Source organism: Neochlamydia sp. TUME1 (assembly GCF_000813645.1).
Taxonomy (GTDB): Bacteria; Chlamydiota; Chlamydiia; order Chlamydiales; family Parachlamydiaceae; genus Neochlamydia.
Genome location: NZ_JRXI01000049.1, coordinates 1 through 16,142, shown reverse-complemented (window position 1 = coordinate 16,142; position 16,142 = coordinate 1). Strand labels below are relative to the sequence as shown.

Here is a 16,142-nt window from a genome sequence, read left to right as displayed (position 1 = left end):
CCATTTAGATAAGGCGGAAGAGTATAGCACTAAAGCGCTTGTCATTGACCTTAAGCTTTCTGGTGAAGATCATCCCAGTGTGGCAATCGATTACAACAACCTAGGAGGAATTTACAAAGAACAAGGTAATTTAGGCAAGGCGGAAGAGTATAGCACTAAAGCGCTTGCCATTAACCTTAAGCTTTTTGGTGAAGATCATCTCACTGTGGCAAACATTTACAACAATCTAGGAAAAATCTACAAAAAGCAAAGTTATTTAGACAAAGCGGCAGAGTATATTAACAAAGTGCTTGCCATCAATCTTAAGCTTTTTGGTGAATATCATCTCGAGGTGGCAATTTGTTACAATAACCTAGGACTAATCTACCAAGACCAAGGCAATTTAAGCCAGGCGGAAGAGTGTAGCAGCAAAGCACTTGCCATTAACCTTAAGCTTTTTGGTGAATATCATTCTAGTGTGGCATTTGGTTACAATAACCTAGGACTAATCTACAAAAACCAAGGCTATTTAGGCCAGGCGGAAGAGTGTAGCAGCAAAGCGCTTGCCATTAACCTTAAGCTTTTTGGTGAAAGTTACCCCGATGTGGCAAGCAATTATAGCAGCCTAGGACTAATCTACAAAGAACAAGGTAATTTAGACAAGGCGGCAGAGTATATAAACAGAGCGCTAGTCATTAACCTTAAGCTTTTTGGTGAAAATCATCACACGGTGGTAAGAGATTACAATAATTTGGGACAAATCTACCAAGATCAAGGAAACTTGGAAAAGGCGGCAAAGTATATTAACAAAGCGCTTGCCATTGACCTTAGGCTGTTTGGTGAACATCATTCCACCGTGGCAACCCATTACAACAACCTAGGACTAATCTACAAAAAGCAAGGTAATTTAGACAAAGCCGCAGTGTATATTAACGAAGCACTTGCCATTGACTTTAAGTTTTTGGCGAAAATCACCCCGCAATGGCAATCGACTACAGCAACCTAGGAGCAATCTACCATGATCAAGGCAATTTAGGCCAGGCGGAAGAGTATATTAACAAAGCGCTTGCCATTGACCTTAGGCTGTTTGGTGAACATCATTCCACCGTGGCAACCAATTACAACAACCTAGGACTAATCTACAAAAAGCAAGGTAATTTAGACAAAGCCGCAGTGTATATTAACAAAGCGCTTGCCATTGACCTTAAGCTTTTTGGTGAAAATCATCACACGGTGGTAAGAGATTACAATAACTTGGGACAAATCTACCAAGATCAAGGAAACTTGGAAAAGGCCGCTAAGTATTTCAAGAAAACGCTTGAGATTGCTCTTAAACTCTTTAATGAAAATCACCCTATAGTGACAATGCTAGTCAATAAGCTAAAAACAATTTCACAAGGAGGTGCTAAAAAATTTTACGATTAAAATTTGTTTAGAGTGAGATAATAGGAAGCCTTGATTAAGTATTCAAATTCAACGATAGAAGAATTTAGAAGAGCAAATAAGGATATGTAAAAAAAGCTTAAAATAATTCTCTCTTTAAAAAAAGGGAAGGCCTGTTACAGGGCTCTATAGCCGCTCTTATTATTAAGCACTCTTTAACGTCTACTAAAGCGGCTTTTATATGCTAGCATTAATAGTTATTAGGGAAAGATAAACCTACTCAGTTTCTAATTCTAGATAAGGAAAAGTTTTCCTAATTTGCTCAATTCCATTCTTGCTAATGGGTGAATGCTTCAGAAGTATTTTTTTTAAACTTGGACAACTTTTAATCCCCTCTAAAACTCCCTTTTCAGAAAGGGATTCACATCTTGAAATATCTAGAAAATATAGATTTTTACAATGCATCATAATATCAATTAAAGCAGCGTCTATAAGCAAGGTACGTGAAAAATTTAAGGCAGATATATTGGGTAACAACCTACCTAGGTGAAAAAAAGCCTCGCCATTGATTTTTTGACAATTAGCAAGGCTTAATTCTATAAGATAGGGACAGGCCTGAATAATCATTTTTAAATCATTATCGTTAATTTGTAAGCAACGTGAGATATCAAGAATCTTTAGTTGTTTGAGATGTTGTAGATGAGGCCATATCCCATAGTTTAAATGCTCATTACTGCTTAGATCTAATCTCAACAGATGTGGGCAGGTATTTGCTAAGGTATTTAAAGCTTCAGCATTTACCCATGGGCAGTGCGATAAACACAACTCTTGTAATGTAGGTGGAAGATCGACTAGATAATCGGAGAAAATAGTAGACTCACTTAAATCTAATCCTATTAAATGTGGGGTACGATTGGTAATCATTTTAAAATAAGGACTAGCAGTCATTGCGCCAGAAAAAGTTAGATGGGTAATATAAGGAGAGAGGATATTGAATACTTCCAAAGCGATTGCGTTGTAATTTAAGAATTCTATCGAAAGATGGTTTATCAAGGTCACCAGGAAACGCATACCCCAATCTAGCTGATTGATAAACTCTATGCAGCCATTTTTTAAGAGGAGTAAGGATTGATGATGGGCTTTAATCAATATCTCTACTACGTTATTCCTATTTATGTATCGATGTAAAACCCTTTCGCAGGCTTCCCTTAAGGCTGCAAAGCCCAAAATTTCTAAATCTTTGAGAAGAGCCCAAAGCTCCTCAAGCGGCTTTTTCCATACATCTTCCGCTATGTTTTTAAGAACAAACTTTTCAATCACCTCCATCGTTTGAGGAAGAATGCCATCAATCTTAAGAATACGCCTTTCTGCATTAGGACACTCCTTCATAATACGCCGTCTAAAATAGTAGCTATGATGGCTTAATAGTAAGCTATTAAAAAGATATTCTTGCTCACCACTTTTAATCGTTAAATCTAACGGAATAAAAGCTTTTAGAAATTCCATGTGTTGATAAGTAGGAGGTATAACCTGATGAAAGAAATGATAAGGAAGATTAGTATGAATATGAGCATCAGTAAGCCATTTGAAAAAGGCTTTCATTGAGTTAGGATAGGACTCAATCCATAGTTCATCATTGCAAGCAACGAGGAAAAAAGAGACTAAATCCGCAGAATGCCTAGATAACTGTTCAATAAGCTCTTCTTCTTTTTCGAGCTTGCTATATTTCATCAAATGAAGCGGTGTCCCTAACGGCATACGCATGTTATCGCCAGCTTTTTTTTAAGTTTTATTTACCATCCATAGCATAAAAAAATTTCTAACCCTACATAAAAATCTGTGTGAAGATTAATGAAGACCTTTTTCCACAGTAGTAAGCAATAAAAAAACAAGGGAAAGAAAAGAGACCTATGTGCTAATCTTTTAATCCCTATTTAATCTCCTCTTTTAACCAAAATCGTTGAAAAAGAGCCATTTCAAATAAATCATTTGAAAAAACACTTTTTGAATTAATTTTTGTGTTAAATAAGCAAAAAATTATAATTAACTTATTTAAGTAAATTTTTTGAATTTTTATATCGCTTTACAAAAAAATTCACAGACCATAAATCTGCATATTTCCATACCTAGTAATTAGCCGAGCTTGTTAAAATAACCCTTACTTTTGAATAAGGTGCTTATATGTCTAAAACATGGTCTATAGAATGCTTAAAGAAATATATAACCCCTCTTAACTTGGCTCAAAAAATTGAAGAACTACGTGAGCAGGGCCAAAAGATTGCCACGGTTAATGGATCCTTCGATTTGCTACATGCTGGACATTTACAAATTTTATTCGAAGCTTCTCAACAGGCAGATATTCTTATTGTAGCTCTTAATAGTGATCAATCGATCAAACAGTATAAAAGCCCTTGGCGTCCTATTATTCCTTTAGAATTTCGTTTACAAATGATGAGTGCCCTTAGCTTTATCGATTATGTGACCTGGTTTGAAGAAACCAATCCTATTGAGTTGCTTAAAATTATTAAACCCGATGTGCATGTCAATGGATCAGAATATGGAGAAAATTGCCTTGAAGCAGAGACGGTTCGCGCGAGCGGAGGGCGTCTGCACCTAGTGAATTTGATTCCTGGCCTATCTACCTCACAAATATTAAAGAAAATTTCTTCGTTACCATCTTAGGAGATTCGATCATGCGTTTGATAGGAACATTTAAAAATCAAAAGCAGGCACAAGACCTTTCTGCTTTCCTTGAATGCTACGGCATTAAACATCAACTAGAGATTGAGAAGAATACCGATTGGGGTAGCCAAAATTATGGCGATATGATTTATAAACTATGGGTCATTGAAGAGGAAGACCTAGAAAAAGCCTTAGAAAAAGTGCAAGTTTTTGTAAATAATCCTCAGGCTGCTATGGCGGTGGCTCCTGCCTCAAAAAGTTGGCTAAAAGAACCTTTGAAAGAAAAAATTAAAGAAGCTCCCTTAAAAATGATACGCCAAAAAAAGCTGCAATATGCTAAAACCAATGGCTGGGGAACAATTACTACCACTCTATTAATTCTTTGCACTCTTCTGCTTTTTCTTTCTACCTTCACCACCCCTTCACTTAATCATATCACTAATAAACTACCCAGCAGCGTGCTATTAAACTCCCCTATCCATAAAGCATTGATGTATGATTACCCTTACGCTTACACGATAATGGATAAAATCATTAGTGCGTATGGGATCGAAAGTCTTCAAGATCCTACGGAGATGACCTTTCAGGAGCAGATACTCCTTAACACCTTTAATCATACTCCCTACTGGAAAGGGCTGTATGCTAAGCTGAGTAATCGTTTTTTCACTGGGAAGGCTTTCGGGGAGTCTAATCCTCCTTTATTCGAGAAAATTCGTGAAGGGCAAATTTGGCGCTTATTAACCCCTATTTTGCTCCATGATGATATTTTTCATCTATTTTTTAACATGATATGGCTCCTCGTTTTAGGTAAACAAATGGAAGAGCGCCTGCGTCCTAGCCGTTACATCTTATTTATCCTTCTCGCAGGCATCTTTACAAATACCCTACAATATTTGATGGGAGGCCCTAATTTTTTAGGATTTTCTGGGGTGCTCTGTGCCATGCTCACCTTTGTATGGAGGCGCCAGAAGAAGGCCGCTTGGGAAGGATATCAATTGCAGACCTCAACTTTTACATTTATTATGGTATTTATTATTGCGATGTTTGGCATTCAACTGGTATCATTTTTGATGGAAATTTATACAAAATCACCCTTTTCCCCCGGTATAGCGAATACAGCTCACTTATCAGGAGCTATTGTTGGCCTTCTGTTAGGCAGCCTGGACTTTTTTGCTTACAAAAACCGTTAATTTTTTTAGTTTATGACCGTACGAGACATCATCATTTTAGGCTGCTCAAGTCAGCAACCAACCCGCATGCGCAATCATGGTGCTTATTTAGTGCGTTGGAATGATGAAGGGCTATTGTTTGATCCAGGAGAAGGCACGCAGAGACAATTTATCTTCGCTAATGTAGCTCCTACAGTGGTGACACGCATTTTTGTCTCCCATTTTCATGGAGATCACTGCCTGGGACTAGGTTCTGTTTTGATGCGCCTTAATCTTGATAAGGTTACTCATCCCATTCACTGCTATTATCCGGCAAGTGGTAAACGCTTTTTTGATCGTTTGCGCTATGGAACCATTTATCATGAACTTATCCATGTGGTCGAACATCCTGTCTCTAAAGGCGGGCTAGTTCATGATGATGGTAAATTTCGCATTGAGGCCGTGGAATTGGATCATGGTGTAGAGAACTTGGGATGGAGAATTACAGAACCTGACACCCGCAAGTATGACCGCAATAATTTGCAAGCTTTGGGCGTTAAAGGGCCTTTAGTGCGTGAACTTGAGCAAAAAGGTTTTCTAGTCTTAGATGGAAAAACGGTGACTTTAGATCAGGTCAGCCATATTAGGAAAGGCGACAGCCTTGCAGTAGTTATTGATACCCGCTACTGTCAAAACGCCATCGATATCGCTCGCCATGCTAAGGTTTTAATCTGTGAAAGCACCTACCTGGAAGAGCATCAGGAACTAGCACGTAAGCATTTTCACCTAACTGCCAAGCAAGCTGCCACTATTGCTAAAGAAGCAGGTGTAAAGCAACTTATACTGACTCATTTTTCCGCACGCTACCAAAACTTAAGGCCTTTTGAAGAAGAAGCTCGAGCGGTTTTCCCTCAAACTTATATTGCTGATGATTTATTAACATTTCCTTTTCCTAAAAATCTTTAAGAAAAAAATGTATGTTCATCTCTACTGCCCAAAAGTTTTTAAAACATCTTAAAACCATCAGAAATGCCTCGGAGCATACTGTCCGCAATTATGCCATCGATCTAAATGCCTTTAAAATTTATATTGAAACTTACCATTTACCTCCTAAAGCCTCTCAAGAAGTAGCACCTAAAATTCATCATAACATGGTAGATAAATATTCTACTGCCTATGATGCCCTTATCCCTCTGTCCATGATCGACCGCAAAACCATTCGTGGATTTTTAGCCACCCTTACCCAAAACGGTATCAATAAAAAGACGATTGTTAGACGGCTTTCCTCAATTCGTGCCTTCTTTAAGTATGCTTTTTCCCATAAATTTATAAGCATTAATCCTACGGAAGAGCTAGATACGCCGAAAATAGAGAAAAAGCTTCCCACCTCTCTTTCCTACGATCAAGTTTTAAAAATCTTTGCAGCACCAGACCTCTCTACTTTCTTAGGTTTTCGTGATCGCGTGATTATGGAGCTATTCTATAGCTCCGGCTTACGCGTCAGCGAGCTAGCTTCTCTTAATCGTCGCGATTTTGATTATCAAAACTTGCTTGTACGCCTTAAAGGTAAAGGAAAAAAAGAAAGAGTGATCCCTATTACTAAAAATGCTGCTCAATGGATTCAAAAATATCTCGAGCACCCCGAACGCCATGCTTGTACGGATGGACATAGAGAACAAGTAGACTCCCAGGCAATCTTTTTGAATAAGCTAGGCACTCGGCTTACCACGCGCTCAATCGATCGAACATTTGATAATTATATAAAAAATAGTGGCTTAGCTGGCAAAATTACGCCTCACACGATCCGTCACACGATTGCTACGCATTGGTTAGAGAATGGCATGGATCTAAAAACCATTCAAGTTTTATTAGGCCATACCTCTTTATCTACGACCACTATTTATACCCAAGTGTCACCTAAGCTCAAGAAAAAAGTTTACCATCAATCTCATCCCCGTGCTAACGCTTCATAAGCCAGAGCATAGAATCCAATTTTTTTACAGTTTGATTAATAATTTTTCTAAAAAATTTTATAGTTTCATCTATTAATCTTACATCATGGATTTTATGCAAAATTTTATTTTAAGCTATTTTTCAGAAGCAAAGCTTTTCTATGCTTCTAAAGGATTCTAAGCGGTCTAAAAGAGGTTAGAGTTAATCCTGAATTTTAGTTGCGAGTTATCTGTATTCCAGGTAGTATAATAAGAAAAAAATCTAAAATTTATTATCTTATGCTGACTTTAAATAAAATATCTAAAAGCTTTGGTAGCCGCGTCCTATTTGAAGAAGTTATTATGACTTTTAATGCGGGAAATCGTTATGGCTTAACAGGGCCTAACGGAGCAGGAAAAACCACCTTACTTAAAATCATTATGGGCGTTGAAGAGGCCACGAGTGGAAGTATTACTCTGCCTGACCGAGTAGGGATTCTAAAGCAAAATATTGAAGCCTATAGCGATATTAAAGTGGTCGATGTCGTAATCATGGGTAATAAACGTCTATGGGATGCCTTTAATGAACGTGACGCTCTTTATGAAGTAGAAATGACAGATGATGTAGGCATGCGTCTAGGAGAAATAGAGGGAATTATCGCCGAAGAAGATGGTTATTCTGCTGAATCTAATGCGGAAATTCTATTAGCGGGTATGGGAATTTCGGAAGAATTTTTTTATCTTAAAATGCATGAAATTCCCTTAGATCATCAATTTAGAGTGCTGCTATGCCAAGCTTTATTTGGAGACCCTCAAGCTTTGCTGCTGGATGAACCTACTAACCACCTCGATTTAGAATCTATTGGGTGGTTGGAAAACTTTTTACATGGTTATAAAGGCGTGCTTATTGTGATCAGCCATGATCGCCACTTCTTAAATTCGGTAACTACCCATATAGCAGATATCGATTATGAGACTATCATCCTTTATCCTGGCAACTATGATGATATGATTGCTGCTAAAAGTGCAGTACGCGATCGTGCGGAAGCAGATGCCAAATCTAAAGAAAAAAAGATTGCCCAACTACGCGAATTTGTTTCTAAATTTGGCGCCGGAACACGCGCAAGCCAAGTGCAATCACGCCAACGTGAAATTTCTCGTTTACAGCCTCAAGAGCTAAAGAAAACAAATATTCAACGCCCTTACATCCGTTTTATACCTACAGAAAAGCAGCCAGGAAAAATTGTATTAAAAGTAGAGAATGTACAAAAAGCTTATGATGGACCGGCGGTTGTTACAAATTTCTCTTTAGAAATTGCCAGGGAAGATAAAATTGGTATTATCGGTAATAATGGCCGCGGAAAGACTACTCTTATTAGAATGCTAGCACGAGCTTTATCTCCTGATAAAGGAAATATAGAACACGGCCATCAAGTACAAATCTGCTATTTTCCCCAAAATCATATGGAAGCGGTAGACAAAAACGTTAAACAAACGTCATTTGAATGGCTTAAAGAAAGGCGCCCTGGTATTTACGATCAAGATATCCGTAGTGTAATGGGCAAAATGCTTTTCGGCGGAGACGATGCTTTTAAGCCGGTAACTAGTCTTTCTGGTGGCGAGACAGCACGCTTGATTATTGCAGGTATGATGTTAGCCGAGCATAACGTTCTTTTGTTGGATGAGCCTAATAATCATCTCGACCTAGAGGCTGTCTCTGCATTAGCGTGGGGATTAAATGAGTATAAAGGCACAGTAGTAGTCGTAAGCCATGATCGTGATCTGATCTCTCAAGTAGCTAACAAAATTATTGCTTTTGAAGAAAATGGTATCCAAGTATTTGACGGGAATTTAGATGAATATTTAGCTGTCAAAGCAGAGAAACAAAAAGCTTAAGATTCATCAAGGCCAAATGTTTACTAAAAGAAAGTTCTTATCATTTTCTATGGAAAAACAACATAAAAAATGTGCAGAGCTTTTATTAGCCATTTACAAAGATAAAATTGCTTTTCAACCCATAGAAGGGATGTTAGCTCATTATCATGAGCTACAAGAATGGATGCAGAGGGAAGATAAACTTTCCTCGGATGCTAAGGAGATTGCCAATCGTTATCATTACCATCTTAAGTTAGCTAATCGAAAAGTTCGAGAGCATCATTTATTGCCATCTATCCGGCAAGGAGATCGAGCGCAAGGAGAGAAAATATGGCCTATCTCTATCTATTTAGATTCTTTAAGATCAGCTCATAATGTTGGGAGTATCATTCGAACCACTGAAGCTTTTGCCTTAGGAGCCATCTATTTCTCTGAGCATACTCCCTATATAAACAATCTACAGGTGCAAAATGCTTCTATGGGAACCTTTCAATGGATAGAATGCCACCCTAGCTGTAAAGTAACTGATTTGCCTCGACCCTTGATTGTGATGGAGACAAGCCCCCAAGCTACATCTTTATATAACTTTATTTTTCCTGAGGTCTTTACCTTAGCCTTAGGCAATGAAGAATATGGTTGCTCGGATGAAGTCTTAAGAGTAGCAGATCATCTTATTGAAATCCCCCTTAGAGGCCGTAAGAATTCATTAAATGTTGCAAATGCCTTTGCCATAACTGCTAGCGAAATTTATAGGCAAAAGAAGGAAGATCATGGCCAAAAAAGCACCTAAAAAACAACTTTCCCTACGAGCAAGCGCACCCTTACACATCCGCACTTGCTATCCATCTCCTATTTTAGAGAGTATAGATGATAAGACAGATGAGGAAAAAATTAAACTGATCGCCGAAAAATATACCGAAATTCTACAAATATTAGGGCTCGATTTATCTGATGATTCCCTGCAAGATACTCCACAACGTATTGCCCGTATGTATGTCAAGGAAATCTTTTCTGGGCTAAAAGATGATAATTTTCCTGAAGTGAGCTTTTTTGAGAACAAATATAAACCTTCTAAGAGTGAAAACGCTAATATTATCCTAGTAAAAGTCAATTTTACTAGCTTTTGTGAACACCACTTTGTTCCTATGCGCGGCTATGCTTATGTCGCTTACATCCCTCACAAAAAATTGATCGGTTTATCAAAAATCCCCCGCATTGTGCGTTTTTTTGCTAAGCGACCTCAGGTGCAAGAAAGATTAGCTGCGCAGATCGTAGATTCTCTTGCTCATTTACTTGAGACTGAGAATGTAGCTATTTCGATTATTGCCGAGCACTACTGTGTCATTGCTCGCGGCATTGAAAATGAACATAGCCACACGGTCACTAATATTTTACGAGGTAATTTTCAAAATAACGAAGTTGTACGCCGGGAATTTTTTGAAAGTATTAGGATTTACAATAATACCCCCGTGTGAGAATACCAATATTCACTATCATTTCTATTTTATCGGTAGGATAAACTTAAAAATGCATCCTAGCTGTAGGTAAAAAACTTTTCGATAGGCCTTTTTTATCTCGCCTTGCAAGAGTTACCCCACCAATTTACTATAAAATATTAAAAATATGCTTATAAGCAGCTCTTTATACAAACAGCAAAAACTATGCTTTTAGGTAGGAAAGGCAGCTAAAGAAAATCTAATACGCTTCTTAAGCAACACTTTATGAAATCGTATACCTAATAAAAAAGCTTGTTTTGAAGGAAAGATTTAGCTTAGAAAAAGATTAATTTCTTTTTCGGTTATGCAGACGTAGTTTCTTTAAAATGGTTGAAAATAAAGAAGGAAAAATAAAAGTCTGGGAAGATTTTAAGCCGGATTCTGTCTCACGATCTTACGACCGTTGGGCAATCATTCATCTAGGCACATTATCACTAACATGCTCAAGCGACCCTTATAAAGCATAGCGGAGAACTATATAGCTTTAATTCGGTCTTGCTTCGGATAGGGTTTGTCATCTCTTGAGTCTCCTCAAGTAGAGCTTCCTCTTAAAGTTAGCATTTCACCCTGTCTATTTAACAAAAGTTAAACAGCGGTATATTTTCTGTTACACTTTCCGTAGCCTTACGGCCCCCAGCTTTTCGCTGGTATCCTCTCCTATGAAGTCCAGACTTTCCTCCCTTACTTAAAAAACAAGAGCGATTGCCTCTCTTCCCAGACATGCTTTTATCCACTTGAAGTGATTTAGGTAGATATTTCCTAAAGGACAAGTAAAACTTAAACGCTTAACAGCAAGGTTTACTTAAAAAATTAAGGCTTTAATGCTAAGTAAATACTTAGGTTAAATTTAACTTTTTATTTTTGTAGAACGGCGACGGCGCGTCTTTGTAGCCACACTTGTACCTTCAAGTGCTTCACTTTCTTGCCAATAATGAATACGTGCGCAATGTTCACAGAAGACTAAACGCTCACCTTTTCGTACTAAGTTTTCATCTTGAGCTGTTAGCATAATGTGGCATCCACTACAGCAACGGTTTTCAATAGGAACAACCACGCGGTCTTTTTTATTACGCAGTAACCTTTCGTAGATGCGAAACGTTTCAGGATCAGCCTTAAGAACAAGCTCATCACGTTTTTGCTTGAGTTGTCTTCCCTCAGCATTAATTTCACGAATACTTTCCATAATTTCAGCTTCAAGAGCTTTACTACTTTCGCTAGTTGATTCAAGACTTTGAGTAAGGTTTTTCAGATGGTCTTCTTCTATAGCTAACTTGTCATAAAGGTCACTTAATCGCAATTCTTTAGCAATACGTTCTCGATCTACTGCTGACATCTCTTGGCTTAAAGCATTAAACTCTTCTACCTTTTTTACATGATTCTGTTGCGCTTCAAGTTTCTTTAGTTTAGCGACAATGTCATGATGCTCACCTTCCACAAGACGTATATGCTTTTTTAATTCTGCTATTTCCGATTCTTTTACAAGAGATTGATGCTGCAAGTCCGATTTAACAGAATTAATATTATGCAATTCATCTTGACGCTCTTTTTTGAGCCTCATTAATTGAATAAGCTGCATATCAAATTCTTGTATTTCTAAAATTATGTTAAGAGCTTCTTGCATGCTTTTTCCTACGCGTTATAAAGGTGGCCTTAATCAGGTCTTTGCTATTTTGCTATAAAGCATAGTTCCTTCAAAGATAATTCTCAAGAAAAAAGTCTGAAAAAGTTTATTTCTAAATGAACTTATCTTGTAAAAAACGCTGCCTAGAAAAAATGGGGAAGTTAAAAGAATTTTTATAAAAAAGCAAAAAGCTTTACTTAATTAATCTAAATTATTTTTTACTCTCCTCTCTCAATTATCTTAGAATGACTTAAGTGGATTATTTTCAGAGGTTTCTCAATTGTTTTTCCTTTCTCATTCTTAGATAAAAAAAACTCAATTCGCTATTCACACTCTTATCCTTAGCCATTTATCTATTCTTAAATTATACTTTTTTTAATTTATTCAATAAAACTTAGCTATATTCTTCAATCGACAAAAACTCTTCTTTCTTATTTCTTAGCCTTAAAAGTAATCTCATTTACAAATTTGCATATTTAGGATAAATTGGTTCGTCTTATGATCCTTAATGAGGAGTTTGCTTATGACACTACTAGACAATTATTTTGCAAAAAGCGCCAATAAAGAACGTAATAAAGCTACTATCGCCTACTTAGCAGCTTTAGACTATATTGAAAACACGGCTCCTCAAATCAGTGCGAGCATCTTGCAGGAACTTAAGGATCAACGCTCATATCTTAAACTTATTGCTTCAGAAAATTTTTCTTCCCTAGCTGTTCAACTAGCTATGGGAAACCTTCTGACAGATAAGTATGCCGAAGGATTTGCCCATCATCGTTTTTATGCAGGCTGCGAAAACGTCGATACAGTTGAGGATATAGCCACCAAAGAACTTAAGTCCATTTTTGGTTGTGAAGAGGCTTATGTCCAACCTCACTCTGGAGCAGATGCTAATTTAGTTGCTTTTTGGTCTATTCTTGTGCAACGCGTGCAAAATCCTGCCATTGAAAAGCTAGGTAAAAAAAATCTCGATGAATTAACTCCCGACGAATATGAAAATATTCGCCAACTGATGCTTAATCAAAAAGTCATGGGAATGTCTTTAAACTCTGGTGGGCATTTAACGCATGGCTACCGGCATAACATATCCAGTAAAATGATGAAAGCTGTGCTTTATGATGTAGATCCCTCTACTGAACTTTTAGATTACTCACAGCTTGCAAACATGGCTAAACAAGAGAAACCTACTATTCTTTTAGCAGGTTATTCAGCTTATCCTCGCAAACTTAACTTTGCTAAAATGCGTGAAATTGCAGATAGCGTGGGGGCCGTGTTAATGGTTGATATGGCTCATTTTGCCGGATTGGTGGCTGGGAAAGTATTTACCGGTGAGTTTAACCCTATTCCTTATGCCCATATAGTCACTTCTACCACCCACAAGACCCTGAGGGGGCCACGTGGCGGCATTATCCTCTGTACTAAAGAATATATTGACATTGTCAATAAAGGATGCCCCCTTGTTCTTGGAGGTCCTTTGCCTCATGTGATAGCTGCAAAGGCTATTGCTTTTAAAGAGGCTAATAGCAAGGCATTCTGCGACTATGCACAAAAAATTGTGGATAACACGCAAGCTCTTGCCGCTCAATTCCGCAAAAGAGGAATTCGGTTAGTGACAGGAGGCACAGAAAATCATTTGCTAATTTTAGACTTAACTCACTATGGGTTAACCGGCAGACATGCTGAGACGGCATTACGCCAAGCTATGTTGACTGTCAATCGTAATGCCATACCTTTTGACAAAAATGGACCCTGGTACACTTCGGGGGTCCGCATGGGAGCAGCAGCAGTCACAACGTTAGGATTAGGTGTTGAGGAAATGGCTGAAATCGCAGATATCTCTGCTGATATCCTTACTCATACTACGCCGATTATTAATAATAAAACCGGGCAACCTAGTAAAGCACAAGCAATTGTAGAGCCTGTAATTTTAGAAAAATCCAGAAGCCGTGTAGCAGAACTTTTAAAGCGCTATCCTCTTTATCCTGAAATCATTGTAAATGATGCTTGATTTTGCAGACTAAAATAAGGATAATGAGGCTTAATTTAATCTTCGGAGAAGACATCCATGGCTAAAGCAGATAAAGAAAAAGATAACTATAGCAGTATACCTTTTATTAGGCTCGAAGATCGTATAGATAGCGTAATCCTTGAATCCCGCCGCATTTTTCTAAGTGATGCGGTTGACAGCAATTCAGCCGAAAGCATTATTCGTAAGCTTTGGTATTTGGAACTTACGGCTCCGGGAAAACCTATTTTATTTGTAATCAATAGCCCCGGTGGTTCTGTCGACTCAGGATTTGCTATTTGGGATCAAATTCAACTGATGAAATCTCCTGTTACGACTTTAGTGTGCGGCTTAGCAGCCTCTATGGGCTCAGTATTAAGCCTTTCAGCAGCTCCGAAACGACGCTTTGCTACCCCTCAGTCAAGGATTATGATTCACCAGCCTCTGATTGGAGGCGTGATTAAAGGCCAAGCGACTGATTTAGAGATTCAGGCAAAAGAAATGCTTAAGACGCATGAAGCTCTGATAAGACTTTACATGCATCAGACAGGTAAAGACTATGAAACCATTCAAAAAGCGATGGATCGCGATAACTGGTTAAGCCCTCAAGAAGCCCTAGAATTTGGCTTGCTAGATGGCATTGTTCATTCTATAGACGATCTAGAGATGTAAAAATAAAAGAAAATTCCTGATAAGCATTAAGAACGATTACTTTTTTAATTTCATTTTTTCTGCTGATCGGTGATTTTCTTTTAAATTTTCTATTAAATTTATTCATGCTATTTACTTTTTCAAAATACTCAGGATGTGGAAATGATTTCATCCTTTTTGATAATCGAACTTCTAAACTTTCTGCTTTAACGCCTAACCTTATCCAAAAATTGTGCGCTCGGCAAAAAGGAATTGGGGCAGATGGGGTTATTCTTTTAGAAACATCGCAAAAAGCTCATTACAAAATGCGCATTTTCAATGCCGATGGTAGTGAAGCCGAAATGTGCGGAAATGGTATCCGCTGCCTATTCAAGTTTATCCAAGAGTGTGGCATTCAAGAGGAGTGGCTAAATATTGAAACCTTATTTAGTACTTTGAAGGTTAGTTCTGAGGATGAGGATGTAGCGGTACAAATGGGAAGCCCTTCTGAAATACGATGGTCTCTTAATCTTTTTCCTTGGACAATTCATTATTTGGATACGGGCGTGCCTCACGCTGTAATCTTTACAGAGAAACTCGATCTCTTAGATCTTAATGAATGTGGGCGCACCCTACGCTTTCATCCTCTCTTTGCTCCCCGCGGAGCTAATGTAAACTTTGTACAAATAGATGACCAGGGCATCCTTCATGTTAGAACCTATGAACGTGGGGTGGAGCAAGAAACACTTGCCTGTGGAACGGGAGCTACCGCAGCAGCATTAGCAGCTGCCAAGCTTTATGAATTAAAAGGTCCCTTAACTGTGAAAGTCCGATCGGAAGACTTTCTTAGAATTGATTTCGAATATAATAAGGGTTGCTTTACCAAGGTGCGTATGATAGGGCCTGCAAAGCTAGTTTTTAAGGGGACAGTAAACCTTGAACATGCGCTGGAATGATTTCTTTTAAAACTTCTAAGTTATAGCCACCTTCCAATACTGATACTAAGCGGCCTTTACAATACTTTTCAGCCAAACCTTTAACGTTTCGCGTCAAATCTACAAAATCATGAGTAGTCAAATTAAAGCCTCCTATAGGATCCTGCGCATGGGCATGAAAACCTGCCGCAATAAAAATAAACTCTGGTTGAAAGCTTTTCATGCTTTCCATAAGCTGGCCACTAAAAATTTCTTTAATTTTTTTCCTAGGATTCTCGTAAGGTTCGATAGGAAAGTTAAGATTGGATCCTTTACCTGCCCCTCTTCCTTTTTCCTGGCTTGAGCCTGTACCTGGATAGATTCTTTTATTGTGGGTGCTAAAGTAAAAAACTGCAGGATCTTCATAGAAAATATCTTGTATACCGTTGCCATGATGAACGTCCCAATCTATAATTAA

The 16,142-nt window shown here is 38.0% G+C and carries 14 protein-coding genes, 1 other RNA gene and 1 pseudogene; 12 read left to right on the top strand and 4 right to left on the bottom strand.

Features of this window, described 5'->3' with window-relative positions:
• Both DB41_RS02340 and DB41_RS02335 read left to right on the top strand, forming a co-directional pair.
• The coding region (locus DB41_RS02340) for a tetratricopeptide repeat protein (protein ID WP_039383865.1) at positions 1 to 985 on the top strand (985 nt) is incomplete at its 5' end.
• The gene (locus DB41_RS02335) at positions 961 to 1,404 is read left to right on the top strand and encodes a tetratricopeptide repeat protein (RefSeq protein WP_039383864.1); all 444 of its coding nucleotides are present in this window, start codon (positions 961 to 963) and stop codon (positions 1,402 to 1,404) included. The genes DB41_RS02340 and DB41_RS02335, both read left to right, overlap by 25 nt.
• A 234-nt stretch (positions 1,405 to 1,638) precedes the next feature.
• Here the strand turns inward: DB41_RS02335 and DB41_RS02330 are convergent, their stop codons facing one another.
• Positions 1,639 to 3,093 carry a hypothetical protein gene (locus DB41_RS02330; RefSeq protein ID WP_039383862.1) on the bottom strand — a complete coding sequence of 485 codons (1,455 nt, stop codon included), beginning with the start codon at positions 3,091 to 3,093 and terminating at the stop codon, positions 1,639 to 1,641.
• 450 nt (positions 3,094 to 3,543) lie between these two features.
• Here DB41_RS02330 and DB41_RS02325 point away from each other — a divergent pair, with 450 nt between their 5' ends.
• The 7 genes from DB41_RS02325 to folE all read left to right on the top strand — a co-directional run bounded on the left by DB41_RS02325 (position 3,544) and on the right by folE (position 10,473).
• Positions 3,544 to 4,044 carry an adenylyltransferase/cytidyltransferase family protein gene (locus DB41_RS02325; protein WP_052243805.1) on the top strand — a complete coding sequence of 167 codons (501 nt, stop codon included), beginning with the start codon at positions 3,544 to 3,546 and terminating at the stop codon, positions 4,042 to 4,044.
• Positions 4,045 to 4,055: 11 nt separating this feature from the next.
• On the top strand, positions 4,056 to 5,234 hold the full coding sequence (locus tag DB41_RS02320) for a rhomboid family intramembrane serine protease (protein WP_039383860.1): 1,179 nt from the start codon (positions 4,056 to 4,058) through the stop codon (positions 5,232 to 5,234).
• A 12-nt stretch (positions 5,235 to 5,246) separates the two neighbouring features.
• Positions 5,247 to 6,158, top strand: a complete 912-nt coding sequence (locus DB41_RS02315) for a ribonuclease Z (protein WP_039383859.1) — start codon at positions 5,247 to 5,249, stop codon at positions 6,156 to 6,158.
• Positions 6,159 to 6,169: 11 nt separating this feature from the next.
• Positions 6,170 to 7,165 carry a tyrosine recombinase XerC gene (locus DB41_RS02310; RefSeq protein WP_039383857.1) on the top strand — a complete coding sequence of 332 codons (996 nt, stop codon included), beginning with the start codon at positions 6,170 to 6,172 and terminating at the stop codon, positions 7,163 to 7,165.
• 258 nt (positions 7,166 to 7,423) lie between these two features.
• Positions 7,424 to 9,019, top strand: a complete 1,596-nt coding sequence (locus DB41_RS02305) for an ABC-F family ATP-binding cassette domain-containing protein (RefSeq protein ID WP_039383855.1) — start codon at positions 7,424 to 7,426, stop codon at positions 9,017 to 9,019.
• A gap of 49 nt (positions 9,020 to 9,068) precedes the next feature.
• Positions 9,069 to 9,788 (top strand): TrmH family RNA methyltransferase, encoded by a 720-nt coding sequence (locus DB41_RS02300; RefSeq protein ID WP_080502358.1) that lies wholly within the window; start codon positions 9,069 to 9,071, stop codon positions 9,786 to 9,788.
• Entirely contained in the window at positions 9,769 to 10,473 is a 705-nt protein-coding gene (gene folE / locus DB41_RS02295; RefSeq protein WP_039383852.1) for a GTP cyclohydrolase I FolE, read from the top strand. The genes DB41_RS02300 and folE overlap by 20 nt, the downstream gene beginning before the upstream one ends.
• A gap of 375 nt (positions 10,474 to 10,848) precedes the next feature.
• On the opposite strand, the gene rnpB is transcribed toward folE, so the two are convergent.
• Together rnpB and cdsZ are read right to left on the bottom strand one after the other, a co-directional pair.
• An RNA gene (rnpB, locus tag DB41_RS10510) (RNase P RNA component class A) lies at positions 10,849 to 11,212 on the bottom strand.
• Between the two features lie 129 nt (positions 11,213 to 11,341).
• On the bottom strand, positions 11,342 to 12,115 hold the full coding sequence (gene cdsZ, locus DB41_RS02290) for a zinc ribbon domain regulatory protein CdsZ (protein ID WP_039383851.1): 774 nt from the start codon (positions 12,113 to 12,115) through the stop codon (positions 11,342 to 11,344).
• A gap of 523 nt (positions 12,116 to 12,638) precedes the next feature.
• Here cdsZ and DB41_RS02285 point away from each other — a divergent pair.
• The 3 genes from DB41_RS02285 to dapF all read left to right on the top strand — a co-directional run bounded on the left by DB41_RS02285 (position 12,639) and on the right by dapF (position 15,706).
• On the top strand, positions 12,639 to 14,123 hold the full coding sequence (locus DB41_RS02285) for a glycine hydroxymethyltransferase (RefSeq protein WP_039383849.1): 1,485 nt from the start codon (positions 12,639 to 12,641) through the stop codon (positions 14,121 to 14,123).
• A 57-nt stretch (positions 14,124 to 14,180) separates the two neighbouring features.
• Positions 14,181 to 14,792 (top strand): ATP-dependent Clp protease proteolytic subunit, encoded by a 612-nt coding sequence (locus tag DB41_RS02280; RefSeq protein ID WP_042241773.1) that lies wholly within the window; start codon positions 14,181 to 14,183, stop codon positions 14,790 to 14,792.
• A 104-nt stretch (positions 14,793 to 14,896) separates the two neighbouring features.
• Positions 14,897 to 15,706: a diaminopimelate epimerase gene (dapF, locus tag DB41_RS02275; RefSeq protein WP_039383847.1), complete on the top strand. Its 810-nt coding sequence runs from the start codon at positions 14,897 to 14,899 to the stop codon at positions 15,704 to 15,706.
• Here the strand turns inward: dapF and DB41_RS02270 are convergent.
• A pseudogene (locus tag DB41_RS02270) lies at positions 15,669 to 16,142 on the bottom strand (histone deacetylase); the annotation flags it as partial. The gene dapF and the pseudogene DB41_RS02270 overlap by 38 nt on opposite strands.

What these genes read in the sequence shown, in the direction of transcription:
- folE (WP_039383852.1), top strand. Translation starts at nt 9,769, where the DNA reads ATGGCCAAAAAAGCACCTAAAAAACAACTTTCCCTACGAGCAAGCGCA.
- DB41_RS02285 (WP_039383849.1), top strand. Translation starts at nt 12,639, where the DNA reads ATGACACTACTAGACAATTATTTTGCAAAAAGCGCCAATAAAGAACGT.
- DB41_RS02305 (WP_039383855.1), top strand. Translation starts at nt 7,424, where the DNA reads ATGCTGACTTTAAATAAAATATCTAAAAGCTTTGGTAGCCGCGTCCTA.
- DB41_RS02310 (WP_039383857.1), top strand. Translation starts at nt 6,170, where the DNA reads ATGTTCATCTCTACTGCCCAAAAGTTTTTAAAACATCTTAAAACCATC.
- DB41_RS02280 (WP_042241773.1), top strand. Translation starts at nt 14,181, where the DNA reads ATGGCTAAAGCAGATAAAGAAAAAGATAACTATAGCAGTATACCTTTT.
- cdsZ (WP_039383851.1), bottom strand. Translation starts at nt 12,115, where the DNA reads ATGCAAGAAGCTCTTAACATAATTTTAGAAATACAAGAATTTGATATG.
- DB41_RS02300 (WP_080502358.1), top strand. Translation starts at nt 9,069, where the DNA reads ATGGAAAAACAACATAAAAAATGTGCAGAGCTTTTATTAGCCATTTAC.
- dapF (WP_039383847.1), top strand. Translation starts at nt 14,897, where the DNA reads ATGCTATTTACTTTTTCAAAATACTCAGGATGTGGAAATGATTTCATC.
- DB41_RS02335 (WP_039383864.1), top strand. Translation starts at nt 961, where the DNA reads ATGGCAATCGACTACAGCAACCTAGGAGCAATCTACCATGATCAAGGC.
- DB41_RS02330 (WP_039383862.1), bottom strand. Translation starts at nt 3,093, where the DNA reads ATGAAATATAGCAAGCTCGAAAAAGAAGAAGAGCTTATTGAACAGTTA.
- DB41_RS02320 (WP_039383860.1), top strand. Translation starts at nt 4,056, where the DNA reads ATGCGTTTGATAGGAACATTTAAAAATCAAAAGCAGGCACAAGACCTT.
- DB41_RS02325 (WP_052243805.1), top strand. Translation starts at nt 3,544, where the DNA reads ATGTCTAAAACATGGTCTATAGAATGCTTAAAGAAATATATAACCCCT.
- DB41_RS02315 (WP_039383859.1), top strand. Translation starts at nt 5,247, where the DNA reads ATGACCGTACGAGACATCATCATTTTAGGCTGCTCAAGTCAGCAACCA.